This window comes from Paenibacillus sp. NPDC058898 (assembly GCF_049316025.1).
GTDB lineage: Bacteria > Bacillota > Bacilli > Paenibacillales > Paenibacillaceae > Paenibacillus_AQ.
Map to the genome: position 1 here is coordinate 620,434 of NZ_JBMOSM010000001.1, position 16,399 is coordinate 636,832.

The 16,399-nt window shown below is 47.3% G+C and carries 13 protein-coding genes and 1 pseudogene; 3 read left to right on the top strand and 11 right to left on the bottom strand.

All coding sequences use genetic code 11. The features are described 5' to 3' along the window. Window position 1: 1 nt before the first annotated feature. Together ACOZB4_RS02655 and ACOZB4_RS02660 are read right to left on the bottom strand one after the other, a co-directional pair. Entirely contained in the window at window positions 2–1,348 is a 1,347-nt protein-coding gene (locus ACOZB4_RS02655; RefSeq protein WP_379415254.1) for a lytic polysaccharide monooxygenase, read from the bottom strand. A gap of 1,526 nt (window positions 1,349–2,874) precedes the next feature. Continuing rightward, a complete protein-coding gene (locus ACOZB4_RS02660) occupies window positions 2,875–4,644 on the bottom strand; it encodes a glycoside hydrolase family 2 protein (protein ID WP_379415160.1) in 1,770 nt (589 codons plus the stop codon). Between the two features lie 135 nt (window positions 4,645–4,779). Between ACOZB4_RS02660 and ACOZB4_RS02665 the strand changes: the two genes are divergently transcribed. Both ACOZB4_RS02665 and ACOZB4_RS02670 read left to right on the top strand, forming a co-directional pair. Next, window positions 4,780–5,127: a hypothetical protein gene (locus tag ACOZB4_RS02665; protein ID WP_379415158.1), complete on the top strand. Its 348-nt coding sequence runs from the start codon at window positions 4,780–4,782 to the stop codon at window positions 5,125–5,127. A 198-nt stretch (window positions 5,128–5,325) separates the two neighbouring features. Further along, on the top strand, window positions 5,326–5,571 hold the full coding sequence (locus ACOZB4_RS02670; RefSeq protein WP_422759475.1) for a helix-turn-helix domain-containing protein: 246 nt from the start codon (window positions 5,326–5,328) through the stop codon (window positions 5,569–5,571). A gap of 668 nt (window positions 5,572–6,239) precedes the next feature. Here ACOZB4_RS02670 and ACOZB4_RS02675 read toward each other — a convergent pair. The 4 genes from ACOZB4_RS02675 to ACOZB4_RS02690 all read right to left on the bottom strand — a co-directional run bounded on the left by ACOZB4_RS02675 (window position 6,240) and on the right by ACOZB4_RS02690 (window position 9,937). Then, a complete protein-coding gene (locus ACOZB4_RS02675; protein ID WP_076321397.1) occupies window positions 6,240–6,671 on the bottom strand; it encodes a universal stress protein in 432 nt (143 codons plus the stop codon). Between the two features lie 2 nt (window positions 6,672–6,673). Further along, window positions 6,674–7,909 (bottom strand): CynX/NimT family MFS transporter, encoded by a 1,236-nt coding sequence (locus ACOZB4_RS02680; RefSeq protein WP_379415152.1) that lies wholly within the window; start codon window positions 7,907–7,909, stop codon window positions 6,674–6,676. A gap of 221 nt (window positions 7,910–8,130) precedes the next feature. Beyond that, window positions 8,131–8,697, bottom strand: a complete 567-nt coding sequence (locus ACOZB4_RS02685; RefSeq protein WP_379415150.1) for a helix-turn-helix domain-containing protein — start codon at window positions 8,695–8,697, stop codon at window positions 8,131–8,133. A 313-nt stretch (window positions 8,698–9,010) separates the two neighbouring features. Beyond that, the gene (locus ACOZB4_RS02690) at window positions 9,011–9,937 is read right to left on the bottom strand and encodes a chlorophyllase/cutinase-like alpha/beta fold protein (RefSeq protein ID WP_379415147.1); all 927 of its coding nucleotides are present in this window, start codon (window positions 9,935–9,937) and stop codon (window positions 9,011–9,013) included. Window positions 9,938–10,425: 488 nt separating this feature from the next. Here ACOZB4_RS02690 and ACOZB4_RS02695 point away from each other — a divergent pair. Next, window positions 10,426–10,536 (top strand): annotated as a pseudogene (locus ACOZB4_RS02695) (DNA polymerase IV); the annotation flags it as partial. A gap of 82 nt (window positions 10,537–10,618) precedes the next feature. Here the strand turns inward: ACOZB4_RS02695 and ACOZB4_RS02700 are convergent. From ACOZB4_RS02700 to ACOZB4_RS02720, 5 genes are all read right to left on the bottom strand, one after another. After that, window positions 10,619–11,077: a cupin domain-containing protein gene (locus ACOZB4_RS02700; RefSeq protein WP_379415144.1), complete on the bottom strand. Its 459-nt coding sequence runs from the start codon at window positions 11,075–11,077 to the stop codon at window positions 10,619–10,621. A gap of 589 nt (window positions 11,078–11,666) precedes the next feature. After that, the gene (locus ACOZB4_RS02705) at window positions 11,667–13,040 is read right to left on the bottom strand and encodes a M20/M25/M40 family metallo-hydrolase (RefSeq protein WP_379415142.1); all 1,374 of its coding nucleotides are present in this window, start codon (window positions 13,038–13,040) and stop codon (window positions 11,667–11,669) included. A 313-nt stretch (window positions 13,041–13,353) separates the two neighbouring features. Beyond that, window positions 13,354–14,634, bottom strand: coding sequence for an ACP S-malonyltransferase (gene fabD / locus ACOZB4_RS02710; RefSeq protein WP_379415139.1), 1,281 nt, complete (start codon window positions 14,632–14,634; stop codon window positions 13,354–13,356). Window positions 14,635–14,656: 22 nt separating this feature from the next. Next, window positions 14,657–15,373, bottom strand: a complete 717-nt coding sequence (locus ACOZB4_RS02715) for a thioesterase II family protein (RefSeq protein WP_379415137.1) — start codon at window positions 15,371–15,373, stop codon at window positions 14,657–14,659. A 40-nt stretch (window positions 15,374–15,413) separates the two neighbouring features. Beyond that, window positions 15,414–16,385 (bottom strand): hypothetical protein, encoded by a 972-nt coding sequence (locus tag ACOZB4_RS02720; protein WP_379415135.1) that lies wholly within the window; start codon window positions 16,383–16,385, stop codon window positions 15,414–15,416. Window positions 16,386–16,399 lie beyond the last annotated feature (14 nt).

The window sequence follows — 16,399 nt, forward strand, 5'->3', positions numbered from 1 at the left end:
TTTACGGTTGTAGCTGCCAGAGCGCGGGCACGTTACTCGGCTCCCAACCCGGCAAGGAGGTATGGGACTGGATGCATTTGTACACCTTGCCGTCATAGGATACGAGTGCATTGACCTCATAAGCGGTATTTGGCGCCCATGGCGTTGCACTCGGCCCGTCAGGCGTTGACACTGTCACGGCATTGCTGTCGCCAGATTCATTGTTCGACGGGTCGTAAGCGCGGACCGTAAACGTATATTGCGAGTTCGGCGACAAACCGGTAATGACCTTCTCGGTTGCCGTTCCAGTGACGGTAGCGATCACCGTGCTGCCGTTGTAAATCCGGTAACCAGCGATGCCGGAATCATCTGTGGATGCATTCCACATCAACGTGACTGATGTCGACGTTGGGGTGCCCATCACATGCAGGCCGGTCGGATTGGTCGGCGGCGTCACGTCAACCGGTAACTGCGTGGTCGTAAACTGGACACTGTTGCTGCTCGGCGATCGATTGCCGGAAGCGTCGAACGCCTTCACAACTATGTTATAAGTCGTGCCTGCCAATAGATTGGTGAGATTGGCGCTCGTCTGATTGGCAGGTATGGTGGCGATGACATTGACACCGTTGTACACCTCATAACCCGTGACGGCATTGTTGTCCGTCGAGGCCCCCCAAGTCAGCTTGGCCGTCGTTGTGCCAACGTTGCTGACGGCCAAATTAGTCGGCGCCGTAGGCGCAATGCTGTCGCCAGGACCGAATTGGGCATCGATGACGATGTACCAGGCATTTTGGGTATCCGCGATATCCCATACGCCGAGGATGACATTGTAACCGTCTCTTTGCGGCACGTTGCAGGAATGGGTTAACGTGGCCGGCGGCTGCTGGCCATTCCCGTTAATCGTGCAGAACGGAGTCAGATCAAACTGGGCGCGAGTCAAAGGTGCATTGGGATTCCAATCCGGCTTGGTGATGAAATAACGGTAGCTTGTCGTGGCATGACGAGCGGTAAAAATCCAAGTGAAGTTGTTGGTGCCGCTCGTCATGTTCACCTTGTTCCAGCGCGTAGCTGATTGCTGGTCAAGCTGAGCGAAGCCGGCAAGGCCGGCGCTGGCGATTTTGCCGTCAGGGGGTCCGGCAGCAGGAAACCCTTTCGGCCCCTCCAGGCTCTGAGGCTCATAGATGATCGGGCCGCAGTTGGTATTCAATCCGTTTTTACACTGGATCGCGCGGCTGGCCGGATCATTAATATATCCGTGAGCTGACACGGTCTTCGAGAACGCGAACATACAAGCGAATACGAGCAGCAATCCGCCGCCAATCAGCATGAATCGCAAGATGAAACGGGAATCCGAACGGGTTTGAAACATCATCACATTACCTCCCATGATTTGGTTTGGTCATGATGCGCCTTTCGTTTTTCGACACCATCTTTGTCGCGATATTTTGAGCTGCCTCCTCTCTTGAAAATAATCCTCTCAAAGCTGTGCATAACCGTTAACGTGCGGGCATCCGCTCCTTTTTAAGCCGATTTATACAAACTCCTTAGAGCTTATATACTCGTACAAAGTCATGAAAAACAATACCTAATCACATTGTGAGAAGCGTAAAGACAAGCGGGCTAGAAATCTTCGTGGGAAGGGGAAATTAAACGTGAGCAACTCTGCTCTACTATATAGAATCAGCTATGTAAACTGCTGATGAATGCTGACATTCATAGTGCGCAACGATGTAGAGATCAAAACCAAGTAGGTACGCTTATGGGTGAAGCCACAGAGGGGATAGTAATCATGTCTTAATATGGAGGAATCTATATATAGGCATAATCTAGTTTCGTCAAAATTGGAGTTGTGTTAGCGGAGTGTCATGAAGCCAATCGAAGTTGATGTATGGTTAAACAGAAACGAAAGATATATTACCAGTAATTGGTTGTATATAATTATTGAATAATAACCAAATCATGTCAAGGGTGTAATTTATCTACTCTTTGCTCAAGCTCCTGTGAAGGAGTTTAAATTTATCCTCATATTGCCCATTCTTCATACCGATTGGGTGAACGAAAAACTTGTGGCAAATCACCAATTTTCACAGTAGCAATCGGTGTCACGCCCTTAAGTGCATATTAACAAGACCAAGATCACCAATGTTAGACTGGGTACAGGAGCTTGATATAACTCTTTCCGTTTTTTTTCGTTTTGCCATTTGATTCATCCCCTTAAATAATTTATTTCATGCCCTATACATCGTAAGAAACTCTATCTTTGTTTTTCGAGAATTCTGCCTTCTTAGTAGTTTTCCTTCCTTTGTAACAGTCCAATAACTACTCTCACCCCGTACCTTTAATTTGTACCAACTACCCCCATTGCCAGCTACTCCACTATTTTGGACTCTATCCTTCTCAAATATAGCTGTGTCAAATTCCAACAATTCTAAATTAATGTATGTTGTGTCCACAGTTTCATGAGTTAGATATTTATCTAATCGGTAATCGGAACATGTTCTTGTCCTTTTCGGCGATAAAACAAAAAAAGTCGCTAATTTAGCGACTTCTATGGGACTATGTTCTTGTCCCTCGACAGTTTTGTTACGTTAATAGTAACTAATCTTCAATTAAAATACCCGTTACATCAATGAAAACGGCAGGTGATTGTTTGACCAGCTGCCTTTATAACATTATTCAACTATCGTTCCCCGCCGTATTATGAGGTAAGTAGTTGACCACTTTTGTTTTGGGGCTGTATTTGTCAGTAGCCGGGGCAGATCGGTCGTTCCCCTGGGGCTGTCTTCAGTCGGGAATGATATCAAAAAGTCGTATAATTAGCAGCTTCGCAATCACCTTTGTTTTAGGGTGGACTGCTTGCCGTCATCATATTTCACTTTTTTCTTCCTTGCTTCCCTACCCCAAATTAATCTCCCTGATCTTTTCCAGCGCCACTTTCGGTTTTCGGTCTTCGGTAAGCAGGCCGTTAACCTCATGCTGGACGTCCGTAATCTGCGTATAACAGTAGCCGGAAATAAACGGAATAGCTTTAATCGCTCTGGTTATGCTGCCGAATCGCTCCAGGAAAGCTTCCTCATTATCAACCAGATTGCCGTAACCCCAGCCATGCTCGCTCTTGAAAGCAATCCCTCCAAACTCGCTGATGATAATCGGTTGCCCTTTATAACTGTAGCCTTGGGCGAACGCAAATTTCCACTCGTTGTACGTACCGCTGCTACCCGTAATCGAGTCTTTATCCTTGTAGGTTTTGTACAAATCTTCGCCCCGCTCCACATAATCATGAAGAGTCAAAATATCAGAAATGGTGTGCTCCCATCCATCATTGGTAATGACTGGACGATAAGGATCGATAGATTTGGTCAAATAATAAATACCTTCCGTAAATTTTTGCTGCCGTTCGTCATGATTAATATTCTGAATGCCCCAAGATTCGTTAAAAGGCACCCAGGTAATAATGCAGGGATGATTGTATTGCTGCTGCACAACCTCAATCCATTCCTTGGTAAAACGCTCCACAGCCTCATCGTTATATTCAAAAGCAGCAGCCATTTCGGACCAGACCAGCATACCTTTGACATCACACCAGTATAGGAACCGAGCGTCTTCAATTTTCATATGCTTGCGCAAACCGTTGTAGCCCATCTCGGCGATCGCCTCGATATCTTCGATCAGCGCTTCTTCGGACGGAGGCGTCAGATGACTTTCGCTCCAGTAGCCTTGATCCAGAATCAATCTTTGGTAAAGGGGAATATTGTTCAGCAGGATTTGGCCGTCTCTGATCGAGATTTTGCGCATGCCGAAATAAGAGCCCACCCGGTCAATCTCTCGTTCTCCTTCATACAGCACAAACTCCACATCAAACAGATTTGGATTGTCCGGAGACCACAAGTTTTGCAGCCAAGGTCCGTTAATGCTGCTCACCATGCCGGTTTCCGCCGTCAGCCAGGCTCTGTCCACCGAAAGGCTCAGTTTTCTTACCGTTTCGCCTTTAAAGGTAATTTCTGTCTCCAGCCGGAGATCATTTTTGTTTTTTGTACCGTTAAAACGGAAGTCAAACCGAATCATTTGGCGGTCAATGTCCGGTGTCATTTTCACCATATCCAAGCGGGTATCATGGACATGTTCGAGCCAGACGCTTTTCCAAATACCTGTTGTCTGCACATAAAACGAATCGTGATTCCGTCCGGACCAGCGCTGTTTGCCCCGAGGCTGTAGACAGCTATCGCTGTCTTCCACTTTCAGCACAATTTCATTTTCGGCGTCTTGCTTAAGCAGGTCGGTAATATCAAAGGAAAAGCGAGCATACGCCCCTTCATGCTCCCCCGCAAAACGACCGTTCACCCAACAGGAGGCTTTATAATCCACGCCTTCGAAATGCAGGATCGTTTGTTTCCCTTGCGCTTCTGGGGAAAGGGTCAGTTTTCTGCGATACCAGATCTGCTCATGGAATTTCTCCTCTCCGATCCCGCTCGCCTGGGTTTCATAGGCAAACGGAACGTTTATTTTTTGTGCGGTTGGAAAATGGTCCATAAAGCGTTCTGCAACGCCGGCTTTCTCATCATCGAAACTGAAATCCCACTCCCCGTTCAGATCCAGCCACTGGCTCCGTACAAATTGGGGTCTCGGATAGTTTTTTATATAAAATTTCGTAGCTGCTGTGGGCATCTTAGTACCTATCCTCTCTCTGATCACTGAAGTATACTCTATATTTCCTATCACAGATTACTATCTTGTTTAGAGAAAGAAAATGATTTATCCTATCCAATGACTGATCTATTATCTTTTGGAGGAGTGGAATCATTGATACATCTAAAGCGATGTGGATATAATGTAATTCATCCGGAAGGCTTTACTGTTGACCGCCCGGACGGCTCTGGAGATTACGTTTTTTTATTCTTCCGGAGCAAAATGGAGCTTAAGATTCATTCGCAGGCTGTTTTTGTTGAACCTAATACCTTTATTATTTTTAACAAAAACAGTCCGTATTTCTACCGGGATGTCGAACAACCTCTGATTCATGACTGGTTCCACTTTGAAATGGAGGATGCAGATGCTTTTTTTGAACGGCTGAATCTCCCTCTAGATACCTTAATCAAAGCATACGACCCCTTCTATATTTCCAGAAAAGTGAATGATATTCATTGGTAGAATCTGCAAAACGGAACCTTCCAAAATGAGATCATCGATTATACCATTCGTTGCCTGTTCATGAAGCTTAGCGATATTCGAAATCATCTGGAGCCACACCATCAGATTAGTAAATATTATGATCAGTTCCTGAACCTGAGAAATGATGTTTTCAGTTCTCCTTCTACCTGGTATACTGTCGAATTCTTGGCGGATAAGATGAATATGAGTCGATCTTATTTCCAGCATATGTACAAACAAATCTTTGGCATATCGGTAATTAACGATATCATCCTTAACAGAATAGGATATGCCTCTTATTTACTGAAGAACACATCGTATGCCATCAGCCATATTTCTGGAATTTGCGGTTATGAGAACGATGTACATTTTATGCGGCAATTCAAAAAATTCGTAGGACTAACTCCAAGTGAATACAGGGGAAGGTCTGATGGTGGGCAATAAATCTATATTTCCTTCTCCTCCCCTTTCTTTTGACTTGGTTGGCAGTCTGAAAACACAAAACAACTCCAAGAACGCTGCGCACTAATGATAGTTATCGAAACGATTGGAGCATTAATTATCTATCGTTGCTCAACGATGACAGCGAATATTTGAGTGAGTATTACGAGAATTATGGAGCCGAGGAAGAAATCAGGGTTTATGTCTGTAAAATGGACTACCCGAGGCATCACCAGCCGAATATACGCAGGGACATTCGTCCTTCCCTGCGCTATTGCTGAAGAGTTCAAGGTGGCATCCTGCTGATGGCGAGCGTTTCACCGGAGCTTTTGGTGCGCGATGACGCAGGTCACGCTGGGTTTCCCGGACGGCGGTGATCGTCTCTTCCGGTAGCCTTTGGATCGGATCCCGGGAACGTACTTCGGCGCACGGAAGACACGAACGCTTTTTTCAGAGCATCGAGCGCGCCCGGACGGCGGTGATCGTTCTGGAGCACCGTGTAGTGACAGGTCCTCCCTCCCGTGATCTTCAGCGTCAGCATTTGAGCAGCTAAAGGGATACAGAAACAGCGGCATTGTAGGACACAAATATCCTAGAATGCCGCTGTATGATTCATCTATAACGTTCTCCGTTAGTATAACAATGCATCATTTCTGCAGTTCCCGAAGGAGTTAATGTACAATGAGGACTGGGCAACTTGATAGCTGCGAAACCTTGTGGCTGACACTTCCTAGCATCATTTCTTTTATGCCCCTTAGCCCACGGCTTCCGATAATAATAAGTTGCTGCTCGGTATCCCTTGCATAATTTAATATTTCATGTGCAGGATCTCCCTTAAGATGAACGGTTTCCGGATTAATCCCTGCAGATTTTAATTTAGATTTGGCTTGTTGCAGCTGTTCCAAACTCGCTTTCTCCATTTCGTTCAATATTTCTTCCAAGAAATTCTCTGGTACATATGTCATGCCATTCGACACATATTCCTGGCTGACATTAACCAAGGTAACTTGAGTTTGTTTGTTTCGGGCTATTTCAATGGTTGCATCGAGGAGTTTGTTCGTTATTTCAGCTTTATCAATGGCCACAATAATTTTATCAAACATATTTATCGTCCTTTCCGTAGCAGCTCGTAGCTATTTCGGCTGCCTACAAAACGGTTTCTTGCTGCTCCTATACCGACTAAAAAGAGTAAAACCGAAGCGCCAAGCAGAATGAAAAGTGGCAGGTTCCAACTATTTGTCGCATCATGCAGGTATCCTATAAGGGCAGGACCGATTGCGGCAAGAAGATATCCGATCGATTGCGCCATGCCAGACAGTTCCGCTGCTTGGTGCGCATTTTCAGTACGTAACCCGAAAAACATCATGGCCAAGCTAAAGGCGAAACCTCCACCAATTCCGAGTATGATGATCCACAACAGAATGACATTGGAACTGCCGTAAAGAAGTCCGAGCGTCCCCGTCAAAAGCAAGATGGTTGTGATGACCACTAACAAACGTTGGCTAGACATACGTCCAGCAATAACGGGGACAATAAAGGTAAATGGAAGCATAGCTAACTGCATGATCGAGAGGTACCATCCTGATTGATTGGAGTCAATTCCTTGCTGCTTTAAAATTTCAGGCAACCATGCGATCAGCACATAGAAAACCATGGACTGTATACCCATAAACAAGGTTACTTGCCAGGCAAGCGGGGATCGCCAAACATTCACATCGTTGCTGACCATCTGTTGACTCGTCTTGGCTGTTTGTTTCGTTTGATTTCTTAATTGGGGTAACCAACAGAGGATCGATACAAAGCTTAGAATCCCCCATATTCCCAATGCTCCCTGCCATTTTAGCCCTGCGTTCATGGCTAGCGGTACACTGATTCCCGATGCGATTGCTCCACATAAATTCATTGAAATGGAGTAAACTCCTGTCATGGAGCCAATTTTATTTGGGAAATCCCTTTTAATTATACTGGGCAATAATACATTACAAATGGCAATTGCGAATCCAAGAACTGCTGTCCCAATAAACAGATTAACTGCGCCAGATAAAGATCGTATTACAATACCAACAGTCAGAAAGATTAGGGCAATCAAAATGATACGCTCGACCCCATACCTTCGTCCTAACTTTGGTACTAGAGGCGATAATAAAGCAAAGGCAAGCAAGGGTACCGTTGTGATCAGGCCTGCTAATGTATTTGAAATATGAACGTCATCCCTTATGAGACTCACTAAAGGACCAACTGAGGTTAAGGGAGTACGTAAATTAGCTGCAATAACAATAATGCCGAGAATGATCAGCCCTATAGAGGATGGTACGTCTTTTTTATTTTGTTTGTTCGGCATTCTTCATTTCTCCTTCTTAAATTCAGACATATTATTTCTTTCCTGCTGATTGAAAAAACTATGCTATAACATCCGCGCGAACAATAAAAGTATATTACAATATACTATTTTAAACAAGAAGTATTTCATAACATACTTGTTCTCATCTAAAAACAAAAATACAACTCTGAATTCCCGTCATGGAATTCGGAGTTGTATTGAATAAGTGGAATTTTCGACTTTTAGAAACCATATTTTAAGGATATATGGAGCACTGTTTCACTATTCGTATGATTCGTATAAGAGTGAGGAGAATCTGCACGAAAACTGATCGTATCATATTGATTCAATGTGTAAATCTCTCCATTGACTTGAATTTCAATGGAACCCGTCATTACTGTCGCAATTTCAGTTGTATTCACATGATGACCTTCAGGGTGATACGAGCTTTTTGGCTGTAAGTAAGCCCGACACATTTCAATATCGCTGCTTGCGTTTTTAAAGACTGGTTCAATGATCCAATTTTTTTGATCATTAGAAAACCGCAGTCCTTCGCCTGCTCGATACAAACTAACAGGGTCTTCTGATTTGAACAAAGCCAATAACGGTAAAGATATGCCTTTTGAAATTTTCCATATAATCGCCAAAGTTGGATTTGTATCGCCACGTTCGATATTTCCCAGAGTAAGTTTGCTTACGCCCGTTAATTCCGCTAAGTCGTCTAAACTCATGTTTTTTTCTTTTCTGTACTTTTTCAAGGCACCGCCGATTTGTAATACAATTTGTTTTGATTCATCGACTTCATCCATTTGATATTCACCTCAACAAATAACTTTATAGCTAGTATATTGTTTATCTAGACTCTTTTCCATACGATTAGTATTTGATGGTGGACTACAAGTTCTTTAACGATATCTAATGGTAACTTCTCAGTCTGCACCGCGTGTGTTGCAAAGGCATGACTAAAATACTTATCTAATTGGTAATCGGCTTATGTTCTTGTCTCTCAGTAATTTTCTTGTCCTCCGACATTTGTCGCTTCAGCCTAAATCAATTAAACTATCGCCTCCGTTAGTTCAATGACTACATCAACAAAAGAACGGAAAAAATGCCGTTCTTTTGTTATTGCACGAATTGTTTATCATCCATATTTGCTTGTATAACGTCCAGCCAATTTGTATTATTCATCATCTCGGAAGAATCCCCATGAAATGCCTTCATGGCTTCCTGATCATCATACAGCCGATATCTCATCCAAGCCGTCAAGTAACCCCTATGATTGCCACCATTACCTTCAATCGCTGTATGAGCTGCACCTTTTGCCATCCCCATCATAACAGGCGTGCTTGCGTTAGTACTATGCAAGGCTAATTGATTCGTTGATACCGGTGAGATTAGAAAATCTCGTGTACCGCCCATAATGAAGAAAGGAACGGTAATACGTGCTGTATCGTACATATCTTCTGGATCACAATGCTTCAAATCCGGGAGAGCGATGGATACAACCGTCTTAATCAACGATCCACTTTTATAGTTGGTATGAGCATTGATAACCCCAGTAGACCCTTGAGAATGTCCAGCTACACCAATATGCTCCATTTGTATTTTTTGATAAAACAAGCTGTTTGCTAGTTGGTTTTCATTTTTTAAATAATCAATAGCCTCCACAATTTCTTGGCCTGTTCCTGTTGTCTTGCTATAGGAATCTATTACAATGAATCCCCAGCTAGCAAGATGAGTTAAGAGCTCATCATAACGATCTGGCGTGGCATCTGTTCCATTCCCCCAAGAAATAACAGGATAGGATTCGTCTCCTTGAAATGCTGGGTAGTAAATTCTAAATAAAGCCTCACCACTCGTACTCTTAACTTCTTCTACCTTTACATGATAGCTTCCTTGCTGTGCATAACGCTGCTCAATGCTTCCTTCTGCAAGTTCTGGTACATTAGAATGAATGATTATTTGCATGAAAATTGATATTGGAACTGCAACGATAAAGACTAAAGCTGACAACCATAAAATCCACTTTCGTTTTTTCAAAACCGACATACACGTGACCTCTACGATAGTCTATAGGTTCCTCTATCGTTTTCTCTGTTAAAATATAGAACTAAAGGGATATACGTGAAAGATGTAGTTATGTTTCATTAAACAAGATGTTAGATTGAAAAATAGATACGGAGGACCGAGAATAGCTTAAAAAATACGATTTGCTGTAAGTGCAATAGACTCGAAGTTGATCACCAAAGAGATGTGATGGTTGATACTCCGATACTTGAGTGAATACGACGCTCGTTATAGGAATCAATATAGGACGTGACCTCGTTATAAGCTTCTGCTTTGTTAGTAAATAAATTCGAATGTCGTGGCTCAGGTTGATAACCTTCTTCGTTGAAACACCTAATCGACAAAGGTCCTCCACAATGCACCCAATTTTGTGTCAAAATCCTACAATAGGTATAAAAAAAGCCCAGAGAATCAGGCTTTAGTACTGTTCGTAATGTGGTCACATTGGTCTCATTAGACATCATCCCGCAGAATACAAGAATAAACCTTTAGTTGTATCAGGAGATCCTGCCCGCCGGTCGGGAATTATTCTGGCAGCTAGTCCGCTCGAAATTGGAACCGGGGCATCGCTAAAGCCCCGGTTCCATGGAGCCCGGAGTATACGTACATTACTGTTGCGGCGGTTTGGGTTTCGGATTTCTCCGGCGAGTAGAAATTAGAATGTTACGCTTGTTCTGCCCAGTTAGCCGGATATGTTACATAAATAAATCGTGCATATTCTGGCACAGAAAATTGAATCCTGCTTCCATTTGGAATCAGGATCACTTCTCCTGGTCCAACTGACACCTTTGTACCATCGATGATAACGTCCAGATGTCCCTCAATCACATAATCAATTTCATCGTAGTTAAGTGTCCAGTCAAAGGTTGTTTTTTTCATCTCCATGATACCGCAGCCAAGTCTTGGACTTTCCTTTAGCGAAAAAAGATCTTTACAATAGACGATATCATTAGGGTTGCCTGTATCGAGACGATCCTCTTCTGTTACTTTCATATTTGGCACTTTAATAGAAGTAATCCCTCCAGGACCTCTATGAACGTTCTGTTCAATAGCATCAGTCCCTACTTTTTCCATGATGACTTTACGAACCATCTCTTCAATCATCTTTTTATCGATACTCATGGGTACCCTCCTCTACTTCTTAGGTGCAGTTTTTTGGAACCATTTTACTTGCAATGAGCATAGCAACCATTACAGCCGTGATACACTTTTGAACATCGATTCTGTTCTCGACTAAAAGAGGTGTGAAACAAATTTTTGCCATTTCCTCATCTCCCATACCAGAGAATAAACACAAAAAGGCCTAAAGTTATACCGCTTCCTAACAAGTAGGAATGCTATAACCTTAAGCCTCTTTGCTTTAGTTAGACTACGCCTTTGTAGTCCTCTATTACATTTTAAACGTGAATGAAACGTTTGTTTCACACGCTGTAGATTCAAATTGCATGCTCCCTTAAGTTTATCCTCTACATAGCTATTTTCAATAGATAAAACTAAACTTTTTTGTGAACATTCTTCAACGTTGAATCCTTTGCCATCATCTATAACTCCAATCGTGCAAAAGCTGTTGTTGGCAACTCATAGAAATAACGATGTGTCCATGCTCACAATCTTGAAAAGCTATGCAAAAAAAGCGCTTGAAATGGCCATTTGCATTTCAAGCGCTAATAAAATTGTAAATATGCGAATATTCAAAACGTTTTAAAAGGCATCATGGCATCGCTCCGTACCGTTCCAGCACCCGGTAAATCGCATCCGTGCCGAACCCGACCGCTTCTACAGGAATGCGTTCATCAGCCGCATGAATCAGTTTGGTAAACTGCATGTCCTTGGGCAGCGGCATTGGCAGGAAACCGTAGGTTTGGATGCCGAGCCTCGCAAACCATCTTCCGTCCGTTCCTCCGGGCAGCAGCATCGGCACCGGAACGGCCTCCTTATCCGCTTCTTTCAGCACGTCGGACAGCAACCCGAACATCCCCATGTCGGGAGCTTCGGCGCATGGGTCATGACGCAGCACCTCCAGCTCGATCGAATCATGAATCGCGAATCGGCGCAGCTCGTCCATAAATTGCTGCGGAGTGACGCCCGGCAGCGTTCGGCCGTCCAGCTCAACCGTAATTTCGCTTGGATGAACGTTGATTTTCTCGCCGCCGCGAACAACGGTCGCGCTGATCGTATTACGCAGAAGAGGGGCGAACGTCCCTCCCTTTTCCCCCAGCAGCTTCAGGATGAGGCCGCACAGCCGGGGACGCAGCAACCCTCTCAGCAGCAGCGCCGGCAGCAGCGGCAGTGCGGCGGCCATGCCTTCAATCATCAACCGCGCCGCTGGTGTCACACGTATCGGCAGCTTATTCCTGCTAAGCGATTGAAGCATGTTCCCCAATTGCGCCATACAGTCGGCTCCCGGATTGCCCATGGAGCCGTGGCCACCATCTCCTCGAATCGTCGCTTTGAGCCAACAGAGCTGCTTCTCCGCCACCATAATCGGATAAAAGGTTTTTCCCAGCGCATGAAACGAGAAGCCGCCGAATTCGCCGAGCGCATACTTGACGCCCGCAAAATAATCGGCATGCCGCTCTACCAGGAAGGAAGCCCCGTATTCGCCCCCTGCTTCCTCGTCGCTGACAATCGCCAGAATGAGATCGCCACGCAGCGGCAGCTTGCGTACATGCGCGAGGAGGAAAGCCGATACGAGCATCGCCAGGCCGCCTTTCATATCAAGAGCGCCCCGCCCCCAGACGAAGCCGCCCTCGATGTTGCCCCCGAACGGGTCGCGGCTCCAGTCTTGCTTCCCTGTGCCAACGACGTCGACATGCCCGTACAGCAGCAGCGGCGGTGCCTCCCCGCTCCCCTTTATCCTGGCCAGCAGATTGGGCCGGGCCGGATCAAGCGAACAGATCCGCGTCTCAATGCCCGTATCCTCAAGCAGTTGCCGGATATACATGATGCATGCGGCTTCCTCACCCGGCGGATTTGTTGTATTAAAGCGGATCAATGCCTGCAAAATCTCCACGGGAGACGGCAGCTCTTCCGGGCGCTTGACTCCATCTTGATCCAACTCGTCATTGTCCAGCCGGATACCCATGCCCCCGCTCCTTCCTAATAAGAGGTTGTTCAAAAAGTCCGCTTTTGATAAGAAAACCAATCGAGGCAAATTCAAGGCTGAGCGACCGCGATTCAGAGGTAGGTTTTCTTGCGATATAGAAATTCATCAACTCCGTTGATAACTTATAAATCCTATATCTAACACGAAGTAACACTGAAAGCATATTCGACATCGAATCTTGAATTCAGCCGGGCCTTCCGGTGCTCACGTACCCACTACGTACGTTCCGCTCCTCTGACCCTAGCTTTATCCAACCTTCTCGGTGCTGAAAACCGACCTTTTTGAACACGCACTATAATGGACTGCCCACGTATGGCCGGTCGGCAGGAGAAACGCCTGGCAAGCCGCGCAGACCGAACTCACCCTGCAGTCTTGCAAGCCGCCGTTCCTGCTCTTCGGCTGGCGTGCCTTTGGTGCGAAACACCGATTCCAGCATCGCCAGCGCTTGCCGAACATGCGCTTCCGCCACTTGCTCTCCCGTCTCCCGCAGCCGATCAACCAACTGCTGCACGCCGCGGTAAGGCGAAACGACGCCTTGTTCATATTCAGCCGCGTTCCAGTTGCGGTTGCGGACGCAAGTGGCGATAGCCAGACAACGATTCAGCAGATCAATCGAATAAGCGTCCGTTTGCCGGCTTGCGGCAACCAGATGCGCTTCATCCTCCTTGTCGTCAAAAGCGAATACGCGCAGTCCGTCCGCTGGCGCCAGCCGTTTCAATACATTGCCCGGACCCAGTTCTACGGCAGAGGCAACGCCAATACTTTTCTGAAAGGCAAGGACAGCCGGCCAATTGACAGGGTCCGTCAATCCCCTGGTCAGCATACCCGCGATCTCCGCCGTATTCCCGTAAGGCAGACCCGTCAAGGAGGAAACTACGGGAAAGTCCATTTTTCCAAACGGGACGCCGCTAAGCACTTCGGCAAATTGCGCCGCCGCCGGCGCCATCAGCGGACTATGGAACGGCGCGCTTACCTGCAGCGGAATGACTGCGGCCCCATGGGCGGACAGTCTTTCGGACGCTTCATGGACAGCCTCTTTGTGGCCCGAAATCACCGTTTGCCGCTCTGAATTCATATTCGATACCACAACCATACGGCTTCCGTCCGTGCAGCCTGCGCTGATTTCCAAGCATACTTTGGCGACAACATCAGGACTCGGTCCGTTCACGGCGGCCATTGTGCCGATCCCCGCAGCGGCGGCCCCTTGCATCAACTCGCCGCGGCGGCGTACGAGCCTGAGCGCATCCGGGAACGTTATGGCTCCCGCGCAGGTTAAAGCGGTAATCTCGCCCAGGCTGTGGCCAGCTGCCATCGCAGGCTGGTATCCCCATTCACGACTGTAGACGCGGTACATTGCCACACCAAGCGCAAGAATAGCGGGTTGGGCATTGTCCGTCCTCGTCATCTCCGTTGTCGAGCCTTCATACATCAGGCTGTCAAGGCGCATGCCCAGCGCTTCGTTCGCTTCCTCCATCGTCCCTTTGACAACCGGATACCGCTCGCTCAGCATTTTTCCCATCCCGACGCGCTGCGATCCCTGACCGGGAAACCATATCGCATGTTTGTTCAGCATCTTCCATCACGCTCCTTACGGGTCAGATCGGGGCAGGCGCCTCGGTCAGCTTTTTGTTAATCACCGCTACAACATCGGATTCCCACTCATGCAGGAAAAAATGTCCGCCTTCAAACAGCATCAGCTCGCAGCCTCCCGTCGCATACCGCTCCCATTCGCCGAGCGGGCCTTTGACGCAGCCGTCATCTTTACCGCTCAAAATGGTGAGCCGGAGCGGCAGCGGCGGCCGCATCCGATGCTCGTATTCGCCGACAAGCTTGAAGTCGGCTCTTAGGATCGGCATAAACATATCCAGCAGCTCCCGATGCCGGAACAGCTCGTCCGGCATGCCGCCGAGCCGCTTCACTTCCTCGAGAAACTCGTCATCCGGAAGCAGATAGGTCCGGCGAGCCTCCTTCTGCTCGCAATGCGGCGCCCCTCTGCCGGAGAGGAAGACTGCAACTGGCAGCGGGAATCCTTCTTCCCGCAGCGCATGCAGCACCTCATACCCAAGCAGGCTGCCCATGCTGTGACCGAATAAAGCATAGGAGTCGGAGCCAAGCGCCGTCTCCCTTACCCGCGGCAGCAAATCCCGCACGGCCTCCGCCGCGTCCGCATAGAACGGCTCGTCCATGCGGCTTCCCCTGCCCGCCAGTTCGGCCGGCACCAGACGCACGTCAGGATGCAGCCGGTTCGTCCAGCGTTTGTACACTTGAGCGGAGCCCCCTGCATATGGCAAACAAATTAAAGATATCGTCATAACGCCCGCCTCCCGGGTAACATGTTGACGCAAACGGCCATTACGCGCCGGCGACAAGCGTGGTCCAGAACGTTTTTTCCTTCGCGAACAAATCGTCCGCGAGCGCCAGCTCTCTGCCGCGTTCGAAGTCCCCCGTCACAAAGCGGTCCTTCACTAGATCCCATCCGTCCCTCACTGCGCCAAGCTGACCGGACAGCGACTCATGCAGCGCTTCGCCGATCAGCCCCTTCTCCCGCATGGAGCGGAGCAGCGACGTGTTGGCGATATGCCGGTTGCAAATGATGTTGACGCCGACAAGGCCATAGGTCAAATGAGCTTGCTTCTTCTCCGGGTCGGAATCTACATTCCACATGCCCTCTATGGAGAACTCGCCAAGCTCCCTTGCCAGCCGCTCCGCATTTTCCACCACTTCAGTCAGCTTCAACTCGTAGGGCTGAATTTTTTCCTGCAAGTTGTATACGTAGAAGGCAGGCCCCAAATAGCTCGGGTTCACGTTGTATTCCGAGTTGCCGTACGCCTTGAGCAGCCTTTCCTCCGGCACCTCGTGCTCCTCGTAGCCGGCAAGCGTATCGTCAATGACGTAGAAGACGCCGCGCTCCTTGTCGTATCCGTTAAACAGCGAATAATGATACCAATGGAACCTTTTCCAGGCCATACTGCCCGGCAGCCAGTCATACAAATCGACGTTTACGCTCAAGTTGCGTCCGCCTTCCAGCATCGCCCTGATTTCATCCGGCACCGTCTCCATGCTGCGGAAATGACCGGGCTCGATATAGCGGATCACCTGCGACAGCGGGAATCTGGCCGGATCGTCCATATAATACAGCGTGTCAATAGTCGGATAGCGGAAGTCTTTGTCGGTTGCGGCCTCCCAAGGAAAGTACCGGTAAATGTTCAAATACGCCGCATCCCTGTAGCTGGGATCCTCGGACACCGCTATGGAAAAGGCCTGGTTCAGCATGCAGTTCATCCAAAACTCGTTAAACGGTTTCCTTTTCATCGACAGCTTCATCGTTCGCGCCCCCT